The 18,484-nt window shown below is 71.2% G+C and carries 11 protein-coding genes; 6 read left to right on the forward strand and 5 right to left on the reverse strand.

The genetic code is table 11. The features are described from left to right. Positions 1-232: 232 nt before the first annotated feature. On the forward strand, positions 233-886 hold the full coding sequence (locus SROS_RS04440; protein WP_012887682.1) for an SGNH/GDSL hydrolase family protein: 654 nt from the start codon (positions 233-235) through the stop codon (positions 884-886). On the opposite strand, the gene SROS_RS04445 is transcribed toward SROS_RS04440, so the two are convergent. From SROS_RS04445 to SROS_RS04465, 5 genes are all read right to left on the reverse strand, one after another. Continuing rightward, positions 883-2,514: an endo-1,4-beta-xylanase gene (locus tag SROS_RS04445; RefSeq protein ID WP_012887683.1), complete on the reverse strand. Its 1,632-nt coding sequence runs from the start codon at positions 2,512-2,514 to the stop codon at positions 883-885. The two genes, SROS_RS04440 and SROS_RS04445, sit on opposite strands and share 4 nt — an antisense overlap. 139 nt (positions 2,515-2,653) lie before the next feature. Beyond that, positions 2,654-4,225, reverse strand: coding sequence for a cellulase family glycosylhydrolase (locus tag SROS_RS04450; RefSeq protein ID WP_012887684.1), 1,572 nt, complete (start codon positions 4,223-4,225; stop codon positions 2,654-2,656). A 163-nt stretch (positions 4,226-4,388) separates the two neighbouring features. Further along, positions 4,389-6,932, reverse strand: coding sequence for a glycoside hydrolase family 9 protein (locus SROS_RS04455; RefSeq protein WP_012887685.1), 2,544 nt, complete (start codon positions 6,930-6,932; stop codon positions 4,389-4,391). 195 nt (positions 6,933-7,127) lie between these two features. Continuing rightward, on the reverse strand, positions 7,128-10,067 hold the full coding sequence (locus SROS_RS04460; protein ID WP_012887686.1) for a glycoside hydrolase family 48 protein: 2,940 nt from the start codon (positions 10,065-10,067) through the stop codon (positions 7,128-7,130). Positions 10,068-10,470: 403 nt separating this feature from the next. Further along, complete coding sequence (locus tag SROS_RS04465; RefSeq protein ID WP_012887687.1) at positions 10,471-11,475, reverse strand: LacI family DNA-binding transcriptional regulator; 1,005 nt, start codon at positions 11,473-11,475, stop codon at positions 10,471-10,473. 122 nt (positions 11,476-11,597) lie between these two features. Here SROS_RS04465 and SROS_RS04470 point away from each other — a divergent pair, with 122 nt between their 5' ends. The 5 genes from SROS_RS04470 to SROS_RS04490 are packed head-to-tail and all read left to right on the forward strand — an operon-like array spanning position 11,598 to position 18,421. Continuing rightward, the gene (locus SROS_RS04470; RefSeq protein WP_012887688.1) at positions 11,598-13,370 is read left to right on the forward strand and encodes a glycoside hydrolase family 13 protein; all 1,773 of its coding nucleotides are present in this window, start codon (positions 11,598-11,600) and stop codon (positions 13,368-13,370) included. Beyond that, on the forward strand, positions 13,367-14,803 hold the full coding sequence (locus tag SROS_RS04475; protein WP_012887689.1) for an alpha/beta hydrolase-fold protein: 1,437 nt from the start codon (positions 13,367-13,369) through the stop codon (positions 14,801-14,803). Before SROS_RS04470 ends, SROS_RS04475 begins: the two co-directional genes overlap by 4 nt. A gap of 11 nt (positions 14,804-14,814) precedes the next feature. Then, the gene (locus tag SROS_RS04480) at positions 14,815-16,044 is read left to right on the forward strand and encodes a sugar ABC transporter substrate-binding protein (RefSeq protein ID WP_012887690.1); all 1,230 of its coding nucleotides are present in this window, start codon (positions 14,815-14,817) and stop codon (positions 16,042-16,044) included. Positions 16,045-16,047: 3 nt separating this feature from the next. Further along, positions 16,048-17,568 (forward strand): ABC transporter permease subunit, encoded by a 1,521-nt coding sequence (locus tag SROS_RS04485; RefSeq protein ID WP_012887691.1) that lies wholly within the window; start codon positions 16,048-16,050, stop codon positions 17,566-17,568. Position 17,569: 1 nt separating this feature from the next. Next, positions 17,570-18,421 carry a sugar ABC transporter permease gene (locus tag SROS_RS04490; protein WP_012887692.1) on the forward strand — a complete coding sequence of 284 codons (852 nt, stop codon included), beginning with the start codon at positions 17,570-17,572 and terminating at the stop codon, positions 18,419-18,421. The last annotated feature ends 63 nt before the right edge of the window (positions 18,422-18,484 follow it).

Raw genomic sequence — 18,484 nt, forward strand, 5'->3', positions numbered from 1 at the left:
CGATCCCGTCGGGCGACGACGCCGGGACCACCGCCCCGAAGGAGCGGAGGTGCCGGCCGGCGAGTTCGAGTCGCCGCGTGCGTCCGTACAGGTCAGTACTCCTGTCGGCAGCCTAGAGCCCCGAGGTGGCATGCGCGGGCCCGTGCAGATACGACCCCGAGCGTCGACCCCCGCACTTCTTGTAGCAATTTGTTGCCTTATTTCGGGATGTACTGCGACGCCCGGCGCGGGCGTGCCGGAGAGCGGTGTCATCGCGGCCCGTCCGGACCCGGCCTCCTCCGCCCCGGTCTCGCCCGCGCCGTCCCCGGCCCGGGCGCCGCTGGTCATGATCGTCGGAGACAGCTTCACCGTCGGGTCGGGCCCGGTCGAGCGGTGGGAAACCTACGCCGCCAAGGCCGCGCGCGAGCTGGGCTGGCAGCTCGTCACCGCCGGGGCGTCCGGGACGGGCTTCGTCAATCCCGGGCCGGTGAACCGGACCTTCGAGAGGTCCTTCACCGAGGAGCTCGCCTGGCGGCCGGCCCCCGACCTGCTGATCGTCTCCGGCGGCCACAACGACCGCCGCACCAGGGCCGACAGGGTCAACAGGGCCGCCAAACGCCTGCTGGAGCTGGTCCACACCCGCTGGCCGCACACCAGGGTCGTGGTGATCGGGCCCATCTGGATGACGCGGGCCCCCCGCTGGGCCCACCGGGTCAGGGACGCCATCGCGATCGCCGCCGACGAGGAGGAGGCGACCTTCCTGGATCCGCTCGGCGAGCGCTGGAGCCGCAGGCTGGTCCTGCCTGACGGCGTCCACCCCACCCCGGCGGGCCACACGTGGCTCGCCCGCTGGCTGGTCACCGCGCTGGCGGGCGGTGGCTCCGGCCACCGCCCGCCGTACGGCTAGGAGATGACGGGGGTGGGCGGGGTGCCGGAGCCGGTCCAGGAGCCGAGGAAGCCGAAGGTGGTCGAGCCGCCGGCGGGGACGGTGCCGTTCCAGGCGGCGTTGGTGAAGGTGAAGGTCGGTGGGGTGGCCGAGAGGGTGGAGTTCCAGGACTGGGGGACGGTGACGCCCGAGGGATAGGTGAGGGTGGTCTTCCAGGTGGTGACGGCGGCGGTGCAGGTGACGGTGACCTCGCCCTGGAATCCGCCCTGCCAGGAGTTGACCGTCTTGTAGGTGGCGGCGCAGGCACCGCCGGGCTGCCCGGCGGAGGTGGTGAAGGCCGCGGTCCCGGAGGCGGTGGAGAGGTTGCCCGCGGCGTCGCGGGCGACGATGTGGACGGTGTAGGCGGTCTGCGGGCTGAGGCCGGTCAGGGTGAGGGAGTTGCTCGCCGAGGAGCCGAGCTTGGCGGTGCCGGAGTAGACGTCGTAGCCGGTGACCGCGCGGTTGTCGGTCGAGGCGGTCCAGGTCAGCTTGGCGCCGGTGGCGGTGATGGCCGACACGGCGGGTGTGCCCGGCGCCGTCGGCGGCGTGGTGTCGGGTGGGGTGCCACCACCGGCCAGGGCGTCGTGGACCGCCGTGTAGGCGGGCTTGGGGTTGTAGCTCTCGTCGTAGATCAGGGCCGCGCCCTGGCCGGGGAAGGTGTCGGGGACCCAGGAGTATCTGTCGGTGAAGCCCCAGATCGTGATGCCGGAGCACCGGCTCACCGCGAGACAGGCGTTGACCATGTTCGTGTAGTAGGTGGCCTGCTGGGCGTCCTTCGCCGGGTCGCGGGGAGTCTGCAGCCGGATGTCGAGCTCGGTGACCCTGACCTCCACGCCGAGGTCGGCGAAGCGCTGCATGTTCTGCTGGACCTGGCCGGGGAAGCCGTACTGGATCGCCAGGTGGCTCTGGAGGCCCACGCAGTCGACCGGCACGTTCTGCGCCCGCAGCGACTTCACCAGGTTGTACATCGCCGTGCTCTTGGCGTTGACGCCCTCGACGTTGTAGTCGTTGATGCAGAGCCTGGCGTCGGGGTCGGCGGCACGGGCGGCCCGGAAGGCGTCGGCGATGTAGCCGTCACCCAGTTTCTGGTACCAGAACGAGTTGCGCATGTTGCCGCTGTCGTCGAAGACCTCGTTCACGACGTCCCAGGAGACGACGGCCGGGTTGGCGGCGTAGCGGCCGGCGACCTGGGCGATGTGGTTGCGCATCGCCGAGCGCAGGGCGTCGGCGCCGAGGTTCTGCACCCAGTTCGGCGTCTGGCTGTGCCAGACCAGCGTGTGCCCGTGCACCTGCTGGCCGTTCTGCGTGGCGAAGTCGACGATCGCGTCCGCCGCGGACCAGCTGAACTGGTTCTGGCTCGGTTCGGTGGCGTCCCACTTCATGGCGTTCTCCGCCGTGATCTGGTTGAACTCGGCGCCCGCGATGGTGCGGTAGGCCGCCTCGCCGGCAAGGGGAGAGGTGGCGAGCGCGGCGCCGATGAACTTGCCGCGCGCCGCGGCGTGGTCGCGCAGGGAGTCGGCGGCGTGGGCCGGGGCGGCGGGGAGCAGGGCCGCGATGATCGGGAGTACGGCGAGCGCCCCGGTGGAGATCGCTCTGCAGAGGCTGGGCATGGGATTCCTCTCTCGTGCCGGTCGTGCTGGTCGTGCTGATCGGCAGGGCGGATAGAAATTTGCGGCTATCCATCGAAAGTTTCAACGGCGGGCCCAGAGAAGGGGGTACGGCCCGCGAGCCGTACCCCCTCCGGGGGAATCAGGAGATGACGGGGGTGGGCGGGGTGCCGGAGCCGGTCCAGGAGCCGATGAAGCCGAAGGTGGTCGAGCCGCCGGCGGGGACGGTGCCGTTCCAGGCGGCGTTGGTGAAGGTGAAGGTCGGTGGGGTGGCCGAGAGGGTGGAGCTCCACGACTGGGGGACGGTGACGCCCGCGGGGTAGGTGAGGGTGGTCTTCCAGGTGGTGACGGCGGCGGTGCAGGTGACGGTGACCTCGCCCTGGAATCCGCCCTGCCAGGAGTTGACCGTCTTGTAGGTGGCGGCGCAGCCGCTCGGCGGGGTCGCGGTCGTCGTGAACGACGTGCTGTCGGAGGCGGTGGAGAGGTTGCCCGCGGCGTCGCGGGCGACGGCGTGGACGGTGTAGGCGGTCTGCGGGCTGAGGCCGGTCAGGGTGAGGGAGTTGCTCGCCGAGGAGCCGAGCTTGGCGGTGCCGGAGTAGACGTCGTAGCCGGTGACCGCGCGGTTGTCGGTCGAGGCGGTCCAGGTCAGCTTGGCGCCGGTGGCGGTGACGTCGGAGACGGCGGGCTTGCCGGGCCTGGTGGGCTTCTCGGTGTCGGGAGTGCCGCCGCCACCGTAGATCGCGGCCTCGACGGAGGTCTGGGCGATGCCGTTCGGGCCGTTGAAGAGCCGCTGGCCCCAGGTGGTCAGGCCGGCCGCGTTGAAGTTGGTCACCTGGTCGAGGTATTCGACGCCGCCGCCGTTGCCGCTCCAGGACCAGCCGAGGTACCCCACGCCCCGGGCCTGCGCCTGGGCCATGATCGTGTCCTCGTCCGGGTCGCCGTCGGAGTGGTTGAACCCGAACTCGCCGATCACCAGGGGCAGCCCGGCGGTCTGGAACCGCTGGAGGTAGTCGGTGATCTCGGCGGACGTGTCGAACACGCCGTACATGTGGACGGAGAAGACCGTGTTGCGCTGCGGGTCGGCGGCGAAGACCGCGGCCGCGTTGTCGCGCATGGTGAAGCCCCAGTCCTGGCCCCAGTTGGGCGCGTCCACCATGATCAGGTGCTGGAAGCCGGCGCCGCGCAGCCGGGTGATCGCGGCGGAGGTGGCCTGGGTCCAGCCCGGGGTGGTGGCGTTGTTGCCGAAGGGCTCGTTGCCGATGTTGAGGACGACGTAGTCCTCCTGGCCGGCGAGCGCGCTCTTCACGCTGATCCAGTAGTCGACCGCCTGATCGAGGGTGTAGGCGCCGCTCTGCTCGCCGTACCCGGTGGTGTCGTGGTTCTCCAGCACGCAGATGAGCTTGTTCTGCTTGCACAGCGAGACGACGTTCGCCACGTCGGCGGCGCCGTTGGCGGTCCAGCGCCCGCCGCTCAGCACCACGCGCACCGTGTTCGCGCCGAGGGACTTGATGCCGGCGAACGACGCGGTCTGGGTCGGGTACCAGGTGTGGGCATGGCTGGTGCCGCGCATTACGAACGTGGCGCCGCCCGCCTCAAGGATCTTCGTGCCGCTCACGTGGAGGCCGGTGGCGGCGTGGGCGGACGGCATCGAGACGGAGAACGGCAGGAAGAACGACAGGAGGAGCGCGACGAGTGCCGCGAGTCGTGTTCTCATGATCTACCTCGGTTGGGGGATGGCCGGCCGGGCGGAGGGGGCCGTCGCTCCCGGCCGGGGAGCGGAGGCGCCGCGCTCGCGGTCTCGGGCCGGAGACCTGGAGCGTCGCGCCGGGGGTGCCGCGCCAGAGGTGGAGACCCCGGGCGCGGTGCCGTGCGGGGGGTCAGCTCGCGGTGCAGGCCACCGGGGCGGGGACGCCGTTGGTGCCGTTCTGGCTCGAGGTGAAACCGAAGGCCGTCGAGGCGTTGGGGGCCAGGCCGCCGTTCCAGCCCACGTTCCTGACCGACACGTCCGCTCCCGTCTGGGTGTGCGTGCCGTTCCAGAGCTGGCTGACCGTCTGCCCGTCGGGGAACCTCCAGGTCACGGTCCAGCCGCTGATGGCCGAGGCGCCCTCGTTCCTGACGGTCACCTCCGCCTGGAAGGCGCCCTGCCAGGAGTTGGTCACCTTGTAGGCGGCGGTGCAGCCGCCGGCCGGGGCCTGGGCCGTGGTGAAGGCGGTGCTCTCGGAGGCCGCCGAGGAGTTGCCCGCCGCGTCCCTGGCCACCACGTGGATGGTGTAGGCCGTCGCCGGGGTGAGCCCGGTGAGGTCGAAGGCGTTGGACGGGGCGGTCCCGACCTTCGCCGTGCCCCGGTAGACGTCGTAGCCGCTCACGCCGACGTTGTCGGTGGAGGCGGTCCAGGTCAGCCTGGCCGTGCTCCCGGTTATGGCGGAGACGGCCGGTCTGCCGGGCCTGGACGGGGCGACCTCGTCCTCCGTCGGGGGCGGCTCGTCGCCCGGCGGGTTGCCCCAGATCTTCGCCGTGCCCGCGTAGAGCGTCATGTTCGAGACGCGGACCGGGGTCGCGCCGGGAGTGGTGGCGACGTCCTTGTACGACCAGTCGTTGGACGGATCCCACGTGCCCGAGGCGGCGATGCGGAACTGGACCTCGCGCCGGTGCTGCGACTGGCCCGCGGGGGCGATCGACGTGCCGGAGCAGTCGACGGTGACGTAGTAGGTCTTCCCGGACAGCAGGGTCGGCCCGGACGGCGCCTTGCACTGGTTGTAGCTGGAGGTGACGGTGACCTGGCTCGCGGTGGTGTCGCCGTCGAGGGTGAAGTAGTAGCGGAACGAGCCGTTGGTCAGCGGGCGCGCGGGCCACGCGGACTGGTTCCTGACGATCGTCTTGATCTCGGTGAACGTCGGGCCCGAGGCGTTCACCCCGGCCTCCAGGAAGATCTCCGGGCCGTCGGGGGTCTCGGCGGCGGGGAAGCCCGCCGCCGGCGCTCCGCCGTACTCCCTGTAAAGGCGGGCGAGCGCGCCGGTGAAGCCCGCGTTGTAGTCGGTGGCGACCTCGTTCATCACGTAGTCGTCGCGCTTGTCGGTGTACTTGTCGTCGGGGTCGGGCGGGCCGCCGACGAGCGCGCCGTACAGGGTGTGGCGGGTCTCGGCCGGGTTGGTCATCTGGTCGGTCCAGGAGCCGTGCGCGGTGCGGTGGTGCGGGTTCCTCGGCGGGTTGGCGCCGAAGCCGATCATGTAGGAGGAGTTGCGCGGGTTGTCGCCGAGCGCGTAGTTGATCTGCCTGACCGCGAAGTCGTGATACCTCGCCTTACGCGTCGCGTCGGTGATCGCGTCCGAGTGGACCAGCGCCGCGAACGAGGTGTTGGCCGCGTAGCGCAGCGACCCCCACCGGTCCAGTACGGCCTGGCCGCCTGGCGAGTACCTCACCCGCTGCCCGTTGACCCCGACCGTCCAGTAGTCGAGCCAGCGGTTGGCGTCGTCGAGGTACTTCTGCTTGCCGGTCAGCTTGTTCAGCAGCACGTAGGCGCCGTAGGACTTGTCGTCCCACGCGATCGTCCACCGGTAGGACCGGGTCGTGGACTGCGGCTCGGTGCCGAGGCTGTCGTAGTAGCTCTCGGCCTTGGCCAGGTAGGAGGCGTCCTCGGTGGCCCGGTGCAGCCAGATCGCCCCCCAGACCAGCTCGTCGTTGTAGCCGCTCCAGGAGTTGTAGTAACCCTGGGCGTCGGAGATGCACTCGCTGTACTTCTTCCGCACGGTGTCGGCGAAGGCGTAGAGCTGCCTGGCGTGCGTCACCAGCGTGTCGGCGTAGGACGGATCCGTCGGGCGGAAGACGATCGACGAGGCCGCCATCGCCGCCGCGGTCTCCCCGGCGAGGTCCGAGCCGCCGCAGGAAGCGTCGATCTTGTAGGCGGGCCGTTCCATCTGCATCGCCTCGGCCGGCCCCCACCAGGCGTGGTCCTTGCCGCCGTTGCCGACCTGCCCGTAGAGCACGTTCGGCGACGGGTGGGCCTTGACGAAGTAGTCGTTGACGGACCTGAGGTTGTTCAGCAGATGGGTGAGCTGCCCGGAGGAGGCGTAGGCGTCGCGGTACTCCACCGCGCCCCAGGCCAGCATCGTCGCGCTGGCCGCCATCGGCAGGCCGAACTTGACGTGGTCGCCCGCGTCGTACCAGCCGCCGGTCAGGTCGAGCCCGGCGTCCTTGCCGTCGTCGAGCCCGGAGTCCCCGCGCCAGCCGACGCGGTTCCAGCTCGGAAGCCTCCCCGACTGCTGGGCCTCGTAGAACCAGATGGACTTCTGCAGCGCCTCGCCGTAGCTGAACGCGGGCGCCGCCACCCGGGCGGCGGGCGCCGGCGCGGTGGCCTGGGCGGCGGCGGGCACCGGTGTGGCGACCAGGGCCAGCAGGCCGAGCGCCGCCAGGGATCTCTTCATCGAATCTCCTTGAGCGTGGAGACCCCGGGCTTCAGCCATGGGGAGGAAGACAAGAGGGGTGCCTCTCGGAGGTGGTGCTCGGGGCGTGGTGGCAGGTCAGGGGTACCGCCACGCCCCGAGGTCTCGGGGGGTGACCGGCCGGCCGGCTGATCGGCGGGCCGGCCGGTCAGGGGAGTCGGTCAGCCGGTCAGCCGGTCAGGGGAAGAGCCGGCCGTACTCGGCCAGGGCGACGGCCACGTCGACCTGGGCCCAGAACCGGTGGTAGTTGAAGGACGGCACGGGCCCGGTGCCCTTCAGGTAGGCGTCGACCTTCGGCCAGTCCGGGTCGTTCTTGTAGAAGGACCGGATCGACATGAAGGTGGAGCTGGAGTCGATCACGTCGCCGTTGGGCATCTTGCCGGTCCAGCCGGGCGGGACGTAGACCGGGTCGTTGAGGCGGTTGTAGTCGGCCTTGGTCTCGGGCACCGAGACGCCCTTGGCGTCCTGGTTGTTCTTCCAGAGGCCGTCGAGCAGGCCCTTGGCGACGGCCTTGGCCGTGGCGTTGCCCGACTTGGCGGCGTAGTAGGTCAGCACCTTGGCGTAGGAGCCCGCCACGCCGACGTCGCTGGTGTAGTCCCGGATGCTGACGTGCAGCCCGGCGTTGGGCCCCGGGTTGCCCGAGTTCCAGGTGTCGGGCTGGCCGGTCCACACCAGGGTCGAGGGGATCCGGAAGGTCCCGTCGGCGTTGACCGTGGTGTTGTCGGTCGCCCACTTGACCCACTTGTCCAGCACCAGCTTGGCGTCGGCGTTGCCGGTCGCGTAGTAGAGCTCCGCGACCCGCTCCATCGACCAGGCCTGGAAGCCGAACCACTGGTTGGACGGAGGGTCGTGGTAGACCGGCTGCCAGTCGTAGGCCATGCCGTAGAAGGTGGGCAGCGTGGACGGCGGCGCCGCGTAGTGGCCCTGCCAGCTGTTGGTGGCGCCGCCGGCGATCGCGCCCTCGCTCGACTGCAGCCAGCGGTAGAACTCAAGCTGCCGCTTCAGGCTGGTGCTCCAGTCCTGTACGGCGGTCGCCCCCTTGGGCTTGAGCGCGTCCACGCTCGACAGCGCCCAGGCGGCCATCGGGTTCTGGTAGCCGGAGTGGTTGTGGCTGGAGCCGATCCGCCAGGCCCAGCCGGCGGAGGTGTCGTTGGCGCCGCCCCAGGCGTAGTACCAGCTCAGCAGGTAGGCCGAGCTGTCCTTGCCGGTGCCGGCCGGGCACGTGGTGCTCGTGCAGCCCTGCTTCTTGAAGTACTTGTCGTACATCGCGTAGCGCAGGTAGTCGCCCATCTTGGCGGCCTTGGTGACCGAGGAGGCGACCTGCGCCTCCTTGCCCTGCTCCTTGGCCCAGGTGTGCGCCCAGTAGGCCACCTGGACGGCGCGGGCGTCGGCGTCGGGGGCGTTGGTGTACTTCCACTGCTTGGCGTAGCTGCTGTCCCCGGTGAACAGGTCCAGGTAGCCGTTCTTGCCGCCGTGCTTGAAGGTGTCGCAGGAAGGCTGGGGAATGGTCTCGAAGACCGACTCCTCCGGGCCGCGCTGGTAGGTGTTGATGTAGGCGGGCTTGGTGGTGCCGTCGCCGCAGCGGCCGAAGCCGTAGGTGTTGTCCACGTCGAGCAGCCAGTGCATGCCGTACACGTCGTTCGTGCCGTAGGCGGTCTTCAGCTCGTTCGCGATCGGGTCGCTGCCGACCGAGACGCCGCCGTCCAGCTTGGAGGGGTACTGCTTGATGTCGTCCCACTCGCCGGCGTAGGTGGCGGGCTTGGACGGGTTGTAGAAGGAGTTGGTCGGCTGGTCCGCGGTGGCCGGGATGATGTATTTCTCCATCGAGGCCCAGGCGTCGTTGAACCTGCTCCAGTCGCCGGTCACCTTGCCGTAGGCCGCCTCCAGCCACAGGTAGTAGCTGTAGGCCTCGGAGGTGGTCTCGTGCCCGTGGTCCGGCGCCTCGACCATGAAGGTCTCCACCGAGTGGTACGGCACGCCCTGCGGCGAGAAGTAGCCGTTCGCCGGGTCCTTGAGCTTGTTGTACATCGTGGTGAACCGCTTGACGTACTCGTTGTCGCCGCCCGGGGTGTCGTTGTCCACCTCGGTCGCGGTCGCCTTGGCCGGGGTGTGGCCGGTGGCGGTCGAGGTGAACTCCGCGCTGCCCGAGGTCTGGTCGGTGTCCTCGGCGGCGGCGACCCTGACCGTCTGGGCGGTGTTCCAGTTGGCGGGGGTGAAGGTCAGCGACCCGCCCGAGGCGACGGTCAGGTCGGCGTCGCCGCTCGTCCTGGCGGTCGTCACGGTCACGTTCGCGGACGGGGCCTTGGAGAGCTTGACCGACAGGTCCGCGCCGCCGCCCTCGGGCACGGCGAGCGTGGCCGGGGTGAGAAGCACGGCGGGGGCGGAGTTCGCCTGGACGCTGATCCCGACCGGCGCCGAGGTCGTGGCCGAGCCCTTGTCGTCGGTCGCCTTCGCGGTGAGGGAGTAGTCACCGGCGGGTACGGCCGCCCAGCTGTAGGCGTAGGGCGCGGTGGTGTCGGTGCCCAGCAGCGTGGTGCCGTTGAAGAACTCGACCTTGGCGACCGTACCGTCGCCGTCGGCGGCGTCAGCGGTGATGTCCACCGTGGCGGGCGCGGTGAAGGTGGCCCCCGCGACCGGCTTGGTGATCTTCGCGGTGGGGGGCTGGTTGACCGGCCCGGTCCCGCCGCAGGTGGTGCCGTTGATCGTGAAGGCGGCCGGCTTGGGGTTGGCCCCCGACCAGCTGCCGTTGAAGCCGATGCTGGTCGAGGCGCCCGTGGCCAGGTTGCCGTTCCAGTCGAGGTTCCTGGCGGTGACGGCCTGGCCGCTCTGCGACCAGGTGGCGCTCCACCCCTGGGTGACCTTCTGCGCGGCGTCGGGGAAGGTGAAGCCGAGTGTCCAGCCGTTCAGCGGGTCGCCCAGGTTCTTGATCGACACGTTGGCGGTGAAGCCGCCCTGCCAGTCGTTGGTCGCGTAGGTCACCTCGCAGGAGATCGCCGCGACGGCGGGGGAGGCTGCCAGCGCGGTGGTCGTCCCGGCCGCCAGGCTGAGCAGCGCCAGCGCGGCGACCCGTCTCCGGAAGCGTGGGAGCGCTCCCGCTCTGATGGGGAATCGAGGCATTGAAAGGGTCCTCCAGGGTGGACTCGTCGAGAAACCGCTGGTAGAGGCTTCGCGTCGGGTTGAGCAAAGGAGAGAGGGGGTGGGAGCGCTCCCAAATAGGATTCTGGGGGCCGTCCCTTGGATGTCAATGGCATGTGTCCCGGGTTACGCCCACGTTTCACGCGGCACGCCGTCAGGCTGCTGCGATCCGCGCGGGCGGATTCCAGGATCGTGAAACTTTCAGGCCCCCGCGCCTCTACGGCCGAGCGCCTGTTCCCGGGGGCGTGTCCACGGCTGAGTGCCTGCTCTGGAAGGTCGTGTCCACGGCCGAGTGTCTTGCGCCGGGAGGTCGTGTCCACGGCCGAGTGCCTGCTCCAAGGGACCGCGTTCCGTGGCGGCGGCCGTGACGACGGGCGCGCTCGCCTCAGCGCGCCGCCGGCCGGGCGGTCGAGGTGCGGGCCACCAGCCGCGGCGCGAACACATGGTCCACATGCGGTGCGTGGTAGCCCTGCAGCCGCTGCCACATCGCCGTGGCCACGGCGGACGCCATCTGCTCGATCGGCTGCTGCACGGTCGTCAGCGGCGGGTCGCCGTGCGCGGCCAGGTAGGAATCGTCATATCCGACAACCGATACGTCGCCGGGCACGCGGAGCCCCGCCTCGCGCACCGCCGCGACCGCCCCCAGCGCCATCAGATCGCTCCCTGCGATCACCGCCGTGGCCCCCGCGGCCAGCAGCCGGCGGGCCGCCGCGTGCCCACCGGTGAGCGAGTAGTCCGACTCTACGTGGAGGGCGTCGATCACCGAGCCGAACGACCTGCGCATCTCGCGACGGTAGCCCGTCAACCGGTTCTGCGAGGGCCGGAGGTAGCCCTGCCCACCCGCCAGCCCGATCCGCACGTGCCCCAGCTCGCGCAGGTGCGCCACCGCCATCGCCGCGCCTGCCGCCTCGTCCGTCGTGACGGTCGAGACCGGCAGGTCGGGCACGTGCCCGCCGACCAGCACCATGGGAATGCGCCGCTGGTAGAGCTGCCAGTAGAACCCGTGGTCGGCCGTGGGATTGGCATGCCGCCCCGAGATGAGCACCAGCCCCTGGATGCCCCGCCGTACCAGGGTGGAGATGTAGTCCAGCTCGGTCGGTCCCTTCGCGGTCGAGCTGCCGATCAGCGCGGTGACGCCGTGCCCGCCCAGCTTGGCCTCGATCGCCCCGGCCAGCACGGGGAAGATCGGGTTGTCCAGCTCGGGGACGATGATCCCGACGAACGGCTCGGCGACGGGTGCCGGGGCGACCAGGGCATGCTCTCGCATACCCTGCAGAACCTTGGCCCGCAGCTCCTCGGACACGCCAGGCCTGTCGTTGAGCACCCGGCTGACCGTCGCGGCGCTCACTCCCACGAGGGAGGCGATCGCGCGGACTGAAGGTCGAGGCATTGGGGGGACCCTTCGGGAAACCATTGAAACATGTTGCGAGATGTTGCGACGCCGTTTCGGCGGATCCTAGGCTCGCGGACACATCGAACCACGTGAACAGCATGTTTCGGAGCAATAACAGCATGGGCTATCGAGAAACACTCTGCAACACTTGGGCGCACCACGACGGCTCGCCGCTGTACGTCGCCGACCCCACGCCGGGCCTCGGCGACCGGGTCGAGCTGTCCGTGCGCACCGCTGATGCCCTCGGCGTCCGCCGGGTGTACGTCCGCACCGCCCCCGACGGCGAGCCCCGTTTCGCCGAGGCGTCGATCGACAGAGCGAGCGGCTCCGAGACGTGGTGGCGCTGCGGCGTCGAGATGGTCAACCCCGAGTGCGGCTACCGCTTCCTGCTGCACACCGCCAAGGGCCCGCTCTGGCTGACCGCGGCCGGGCTCTCGGCCCTGGACGTGCCGGACACCACTGACTTCACGCTGACCACCCACCCCGCGCCGCCCTCGTGGGCCGCCGGCTCGGTGATCTACCAGATCTTCCCCGACCGCTTCGCCCGCTCGGGGCGGATCGCCGGTCCCGTGCCCGGCTGGGTACGGCAGGCCGAGTGGGACGACCCGATCCCGTGGGGCAGCCCGCACGCGCTGCAGCAGCTCTACGGCGGCGACCTGTGGGGCGTGACCGAGCGCCTGGACCACATCGCCGAGCTGGGCGCGGACCTCCTCTACCTGACGCCGTTCTTCCCCTCCCGGTCCAACCACCGCTACGACGCGACCACCTTCGAGCGGGTGGACCCGCTGCTCGGCGGCGACGAGGCGCTGCGCGCGCTGACCGGAGCCGCGCACGCGCGCGGCATGCGCGTGATCGGCGACATCACGCTCAACCACTCCGGAGACGGGCACGAGTGGTTCGCCCCGGAGAGCGCGGTGCGTGACGACTTCTACTACGTCGACGGCGACGACTACGCGACGTTCGCCGGGGTGAGGACGCTGCCCAAGTTCGACCACCGCTCGGCGGAGCTGCGCCACCGGCTCTACGAAGGCCCGCAGTCGGTGATCGCCCGCTACCTGGAGGAGTTCGGCCTCGACGGCTGGCGGGTGGACGTCGCCCAGTCAGCGGGACGGCACGGCGGGATCGAGCTGAACGACCAGGTGGCCGCGCTCACCCGGGCGACGATGTCGGGACACGACGCGCTGCTGCTCGCCGAGCACCAGTTCGACGCCTCGCGGGCGCTGCGCGGCACCGGCTGGCACGGAACCATGTCATACGCGGGCTTCGCCCGTCCGGTCTGGTCGTGGCTGGCACGGGAACGTTCCACCGAGTTCTGGGGCGTGCCCGGGCCGATCCCCCACTACGGCGGGGCGGACCTGGCCGAGGTGATGCGCCGCTATTCGGCGCTCATCCCGTGGCGGGCCTACACGCACAACCTCACGCTGCTCGACTCGCACGACACGGCCAGGTTCCGCTCGATCGCCGGGCGCGACCACCAGCACCTCGGCGCCGCCCTGCTGTTCACGCTGCCGGGCCTGCCGATGGTCTTCGCCGGGGACGAGGTCGGCGTCGAGGGCGTGCACCTGGAGGACGGCCGCCGCCCCTTCCCCTGGGACAGGGCCCGCTGGGACCAGGGCACCTACCAGGTCTACCGCGATCTGGTACGGCTGCGCCGCTCGCACGAGGCGCTGCGCACGGGCGGCCTGCGCTGGCTGCACGTGGACGACGACACCGTCGTCTACGAGCGGGCGGCTCCGGGGCAGACCCTGCTCGTGCAGGTCAGCCGGGCCTCCCACACGCCCATCGCCGCCCCCGTCGCCGGGGCCAGCCTCACCGGCGGGCCCTCGCTCCGGCCCGGCCTGCCCATGCCCGCCGACGGGCCCGCCTTCCACGTCTGGGAGCTCGAAGCGTGATCGACATCCTGCGAGGCGTCCGTTCCGCCGCCCTCGGCAACTCCCGTGACGTCTTCGTCTACTCGCCGCCCGGCTATGACCCCGCCGCCGGGCCGTACCCCGTGGTCTACCTCCACGACGGCCAGCACGTGTTCGCCGGGGCCGGGCTTGAGCCGAGCTGGCGGCTCGACGAGACGCTGGACGAGCTGATCGGCGGCGGCGCGCTGCCGCCGCTGGTCGCGGTCGGGGTGTCCAACGCCGGTGACGAGCGCGGCGCGGAGTACTCCCACGCCGTGCCCTACCCCCGCGACCCTCGCGGCCTGTCCAAGGGCGAGCTGTACGAGCGGTTCCTCATCGAGGAGCTGATGCCGCTCATCCGGTCCCGGTACGCGGTGACCGGCTCCGCCGGGAGCACCGCCGTCATGGGCTCGTCGATGGGCGGGCTGGTCAGCTACCACCTGGCCTTCCGGCGTCCCGACGTGTTCGGGCTGGCGGCGATCCTCTCGCCGTTCCTGGTGTTCGTCGACCCCGAGACGCTCACGGAGACGCCCGTCTACCGGCGCTTCACCGAGCGCGGGCCCGGCCGGGTATGGGTCGACATCGGCGGGATGGAGGGGTTGATCACGGTCCGCCATGCCCGTGAGCTCGCCGCGCAGCTCGTCGGGCTCGGGTACGCGCCCGATACGGAGCTGCGCTACCGGCACGAGCCGGACGCGCCGCACCACGAGAGCGCGTGGCAGGCGCGGGCGGCCAGCGCGCTGCTGCACCTGTTCGGGGCCGAAGGGCCGCCGGTCGAGCTCACCGCCGCCCCCGAGGCGCTGAGGGCCGGCGTGGGTGAGGCGATCGACGCCGCGCCCGTCGCCGTGCGCGCGGACGGCTGCGTCTACTCGGCGCTCAGCGCCCAGGTGGCCTGGCACCCCGAGCACCGGCTCAAGCACGCGGGTACCGCACTGCTCACGGCGACCGATCCCGGTACCGCCGAGGTCACGGCCACCGTGGGCGCGCTCACGGCACGCCGGGTGATCACCGTCGTGGACGGCGGGCCGACCGCGACGCTCGACGTCACCGTCGTCACCCCGCCCGGCACCCCCGAGGGGGACACCGTCTACTTCTCCGGCCTCGTCACCACCCGCGTCGCCCCCGGCGTCCACCACGGCCGGTGGCGGCTGCCCCGGGGGCTCGGGCTCAACGGCACCGTCGGCAGGGGCTGGCGCTGCGACGGGCTGGACGCGGACGGCCTCCCGATCCGCGGGCCGCTCAGGCACGACGCCGACCGCAGCCTGTCCGTCAGGGTCGAAGGCTGGAGCGATCCGGAGCGGGACGACCCGCACAAGGGCTCGGACCCCGCGGACGATCCGGAGCGGGACGGCCCGCACAGGGGCTCGGACCTCGCTGACGGGCCCGGCATGCCCGGCCCGGACTCCCAGACCGACACCCCCCACTCCGGCTCATGAGGAGGACCCCGATGCGCACCACAGTTCTGACCCTGGCAGGTCTCACGCTCCTGGCCGCCGGATGCGGCGCCGCGGCCGACCAGACCGGCCGGTCCGGCCGGCCCGCTCAGGCGTCCGGGTCCGCGCAGGCCACCGCGACGCTCACCGTCTGGGCCGACGACAGCCGGGCCAAGCCGCTCCAGGACATCGCCTCGGTGTTCGAGCGGGACCGCGGCGTCAAGGTCAAGATCGTTCAGAAGGGCATGGGCGGTCTCCGCGACGACTTCGTCTCCCAGGCGCCGACGGGGCAGGGGCCTGACATGATCGTCGGCCCGCACGACTGGCTCGGCAAGCTCGTCCAGAACGGCGTCGTCGCGCCGGTCGACCTCGCCGCCACGGCGTCGCGGTTCCCGAAGATCGCGCTCGACGCCATGCGTTACGAGGGCCAGACGTACGGCCTGCCGTACAGCGTCGAGAGCGTCGCGCTCCTGCGCAACATGAAGCTCGCCCCCGAGCGTCCCGTGACGTTCGACGAGCTGGTGGCGACGGGCAGGAAGCTGGTGCGGGAGGGGAAGGCGACGTTCCCCGTCGGCCTGCCCGTCGACCCCAAGGCCGGCTCGCCGTACCATCTCTACCCGCTGCAGACCTCCTTCGGCTCCTCCGTGTTCGACGGCGGCGAGCTGGCGATCGACAACCCCGGAGGCCTGAAGTTCGCCGCCTACCTCAGGCGGCTCGCCGAGGCCAAGGTGATCTCCACCTCGCTGAGCGGTGAGATCGCGACCAACGCCTTCCGCGAGGGCAGGACGCCCTACCTGATCACCGGGCCGTGGGACGCGCCCGCGCTCGCGAAGGCCGGGGTGCCGTTCGCGGTCGAGCCGGTCCCGCCCGCGGGTCCGGAGCCGGCCAGGCCCTTCGTCGGCGTCCAGGGCTTCTACGTCAGCGCGAAGTCGGCCAACCCGATCCTCGCCAACGACTTCCTGCTCAACTACCTGGCCACCCCCGAGGCGCAGCGCGCGCTGTACGCGGCGGGTGGCCGGCCTCCGGCGATGACGTCGGTGCGCGAGGAGCTCCGCGGCGACCTGGTGATGTCCGGCTTCGCCAAGGCGACGCTGACCGGTGAGCCCGCGCCGAACGTGCCGGCCATGGACGCGGTCTGGGGCGACTGGGGGCTGTCGCAGCTCGCCGTCATCACCGGCGACGGCGACCCGGCCAAGCTGACCGGGGACGCCGCCGACCGCATCCGCGCGAAGATCGCGAACTGACCGATGGCACGTTCTCTCAGCGGCGGGGTGGCGGCCAAGCTGGCCGTCCTCGGCGTGGTCGACGCGTTCGCGGTCTACGGGCTGGTGGCGCTGGGCGGCCGGCGGTCGTGGTGGCTGTTCGCCGCGATGCTCGCGGGCACGGTCGCGATCAACGTCATCTACCTGGGCAGCAGGCGGGTCCCGGCGAAATACCTCGCGCCGGGGGTGATCCTGCTGCTCGTCTACCAGGTGTACGTCGTCCTGTACACCGGCTACGCCGCGTTCACGAACTACGGCGACGGGCACAACGGCACCAAACAGGACGCCGTCGCGGCGATCCTGGCCGCCAGCGAGACCAGGGTCCCCGGCTCCGTCGCACAGCCGATCAGGGTGGTCGAGCGGGGCGGAGAGCTCGGCTTCCTGGTGAACGGGCCGGGCGGCGCCCGGGTCGGCTCCGCCGTACGGCCGCTGGAGCCGGTCGCGGCCACGGGCGGTGACGCCTCGGGCGGCGTGGGGGCCGGCGGGTGGCGGACGCTGACCTACAGCGAGATCGTCGCGAGGCAGGCCGAGATCACCGCGTTGCGCGTGCCCGTCCCCGGCGAGGGAAGCCTGCGCACGTCCGACGCGGTGACCGCCGCGCCGTACCGCTCGACGCTCAGCTACGACGGACGCGCCGACACGGTCACCGATCCGCGCACCGGCGTGGTCTACCGCGACGACGGCCACGGCCGGTTCGCGGCACCGGGCGGCGCGGTGCTCAGCCCGGGGTGGAAGGTGTTCGTCGGGTTCGAGAACTTCCTCACCGTGCTGACGGACCCGGGGATCAGGGCGCCGTTCCTCGGCGTCCTCGTCTGGACCTTCGCCTTCGCCGCGCTCTCCGTCGGGCTGACCTTCGCCATCGGGCTCGGCCTGGCCCTGGTGCTGGGCCGGCCGGAGCTGCGCGGGCTGCGGGCCTATCGCTCGCTGCTGGTCCTGCCCTACGCCTTCCCCGCCTTCATGGCCGCCCTCCTCTGGCAGGGCCTGCTCAACCCCGACCACGGCTTCCTCAACGCCGTGCTGCTCGGCGGCGGCCACGTGCCGTGGCTCACCGACCCCTGGCTGGCCAAGCTCAGCGTGCTGGCCGTCAACGTCTGGATCGGCTTCCCCTACATGTTCCTCATCTGCACCGGCGCGCTGCAGGCCATCCCGCCCGCGCTCACCGAGGCCGCGCAGATCGACGGCGCCGGCCCGTGGCGGGTGCTGCGTGAGATCAAGCTGCCGATACTGCTGGCCTCGGTCACACCGGTGCTGGTCGCGACCTTCGCGTTCAACTTCAACAACTTCAACGTGATCTACATGCTCACCGGCGGCGGCCCCCGGGACCCCCGGTCGCCCGTCGACGTCGGCTCGACCGACCTGCTCATCTCGCTGGTCTACAAGCTGGCCTTCGGCGGCAGCGCCCGGAACTACGGGCTGGCATGCGCGGTCTCCATCCTCATCTTCGCCGTCATCGCGGCGATCTCGCTCGTCGGATTCCGCAGGGCTCGAAGGCTGGAGGCGAACTGAGATGGGCCACTGGTTCCTCAGGTACGGCTGGCGCCACCTCGTCGGAGCCGCCGCCGTCGTCGTGGCGCTGTTCCCGCTGGTCTTCGTGGCCGCCGCCTCGGTCAACCCGAGCGGCACGCTGACCGGGTCCAACGACCTGTTCGCCGACCCGACGGCGGCCCACTACCGGACCCTCTTCACCGACCCGCTGCATCCGTTCGGGAGCTGGTTCGCCAACTCGATGGCCGTCGGCGTGACCACGGCGGCCGGGTCGGTCTTTCTCGGCGCCTGCGCGGCCTACGCCTTCTCCCGTTTCCGGTTCAGGGGCCGCAGGGCCGGGCTGCTCGGGCTCGTGTTCGTCCAGCTCTTCCCGCAGCTCCTCGCCTACGTGGCGATCTTCCTGCTGCTGTCGGAGCTCAAGGACGTCTTCCCCGCGATCGGCCTCGGCAGCAGGCTCGGTCTCGTCATGGTCTACCTGGGTGGCGCGCTCGGCGTGAACACCTACCTGATGAAGGGCTTCTTCGACACGGTGCCGAAGGAGCTGGACGAGTCCGCGCAGATCGACGGGGCCTCGCACGCTCAGGTCTTCTTCCGTGTGCTGCTGCCGCTGGTCGCGCCGATCCTCGTCGTCGTCGCGCTGTTCTCGTTCGTGGCGACGCTCAACGACTTCGTCATCGCCGGCCTGGTGCTGACCGACCCCGACCAGCAGACGCTCGCGGTCGGCCTGTACCAGCTCGTCTCTTACAAGCTCGGCCAGAACTGGGGGGTGTTCGCCGCGGGCGCGCTGATCGGCGCGCTGCCGGTGCTCGTGCTCTTCCAGTTCCTGCAGCGCTTCATCGTCGGCGGGCTGACCAGCGGGGCGGTCAAGAGCTGACCGGCTTCCAGCCGCCTCCGTCTCCCGCGACCGGAAACCGGTCACGGGAGACGGGGAGCCGGT

Origin of the sequence: Streptosporangium roseum DSM 43021 (genome assembly GCF_000024865.1) — a bacterium.
GTDB lineage: Bacteria > Actinomycetota > Actinomycetes > Streptosporangiales > Streptosporangiaceae > Streptosporangium > Streptosporangium roseum.

Excerpts from the sequence above, each read along its gene's own strand:
- SROS_RS04485 (WP_012887691.1), top strand. The coding sequence starts at position 16,048 with ATGGCACGTTCTCTCAGCGGCGGGGTGGCGGCCAAGCTGGCCGTCCTC.
- SROS_RS04450 (WP_012887684.1), bottom strand. The coding sequence starts at position 4,225 with ATGAGAACACGACTCGCGGCACTCGTCGCGCTCCTCCTGTCGTTCTTC.
- SROS_RS04445 (WP_012887683.1), bottom strand. The coding sequence starts at position 2,514 with ATGCCCAGCCTCTGCAGAGCGATCTCCACCGGGGCGCTCGCCGTACTC.
- SROS_RS04490 (WP_012887692.1), top strand. The coding sequence starts at position 17,570 with ATGGGCCACTGGTTCCTCAGGTACGGCTGGCGCCACCTCGTCGGAGCC.
- SROS_RS04480 (WP_012887690.1), top strand. The coding sequence starts at position 14,815 with ATGCGCACCACAGTTCTGACCCTGGCAGGTCTCACGCTCCTGGCCGCC.
- SROS_RS04465 (WP_012887687.1), bottom strand. The coding sequence starts at position 11,475 with ATGCCTCGACCTTCAGTCCGCGCGATCGCCTCCCTCGTGGGAGTGAGC.
- SROS_RS04460 (WP_012887686.1), bottom strand. The coding sequence starts at position 10,067 with ATGCCTCGATTCCCCATCAGAGCGGGAGCGCTCCCACGCTTCCGGAGA.
- SROS_RS04470 (WP_012887688.1), top strand. The coding sequence starts at position 11,598 with ATGGGCTATCGAGAAACACTCTGCAACACTTGGGCGCACCACGACGGC.
- SROS_RS04455 (WP_012887685.1), bottom strand. The coding sequence starts at position 6,932 with ATGAAGAGATCCCTGGCGGCGCTCGGCCTGCTGGCCCTGGTCGCCACA.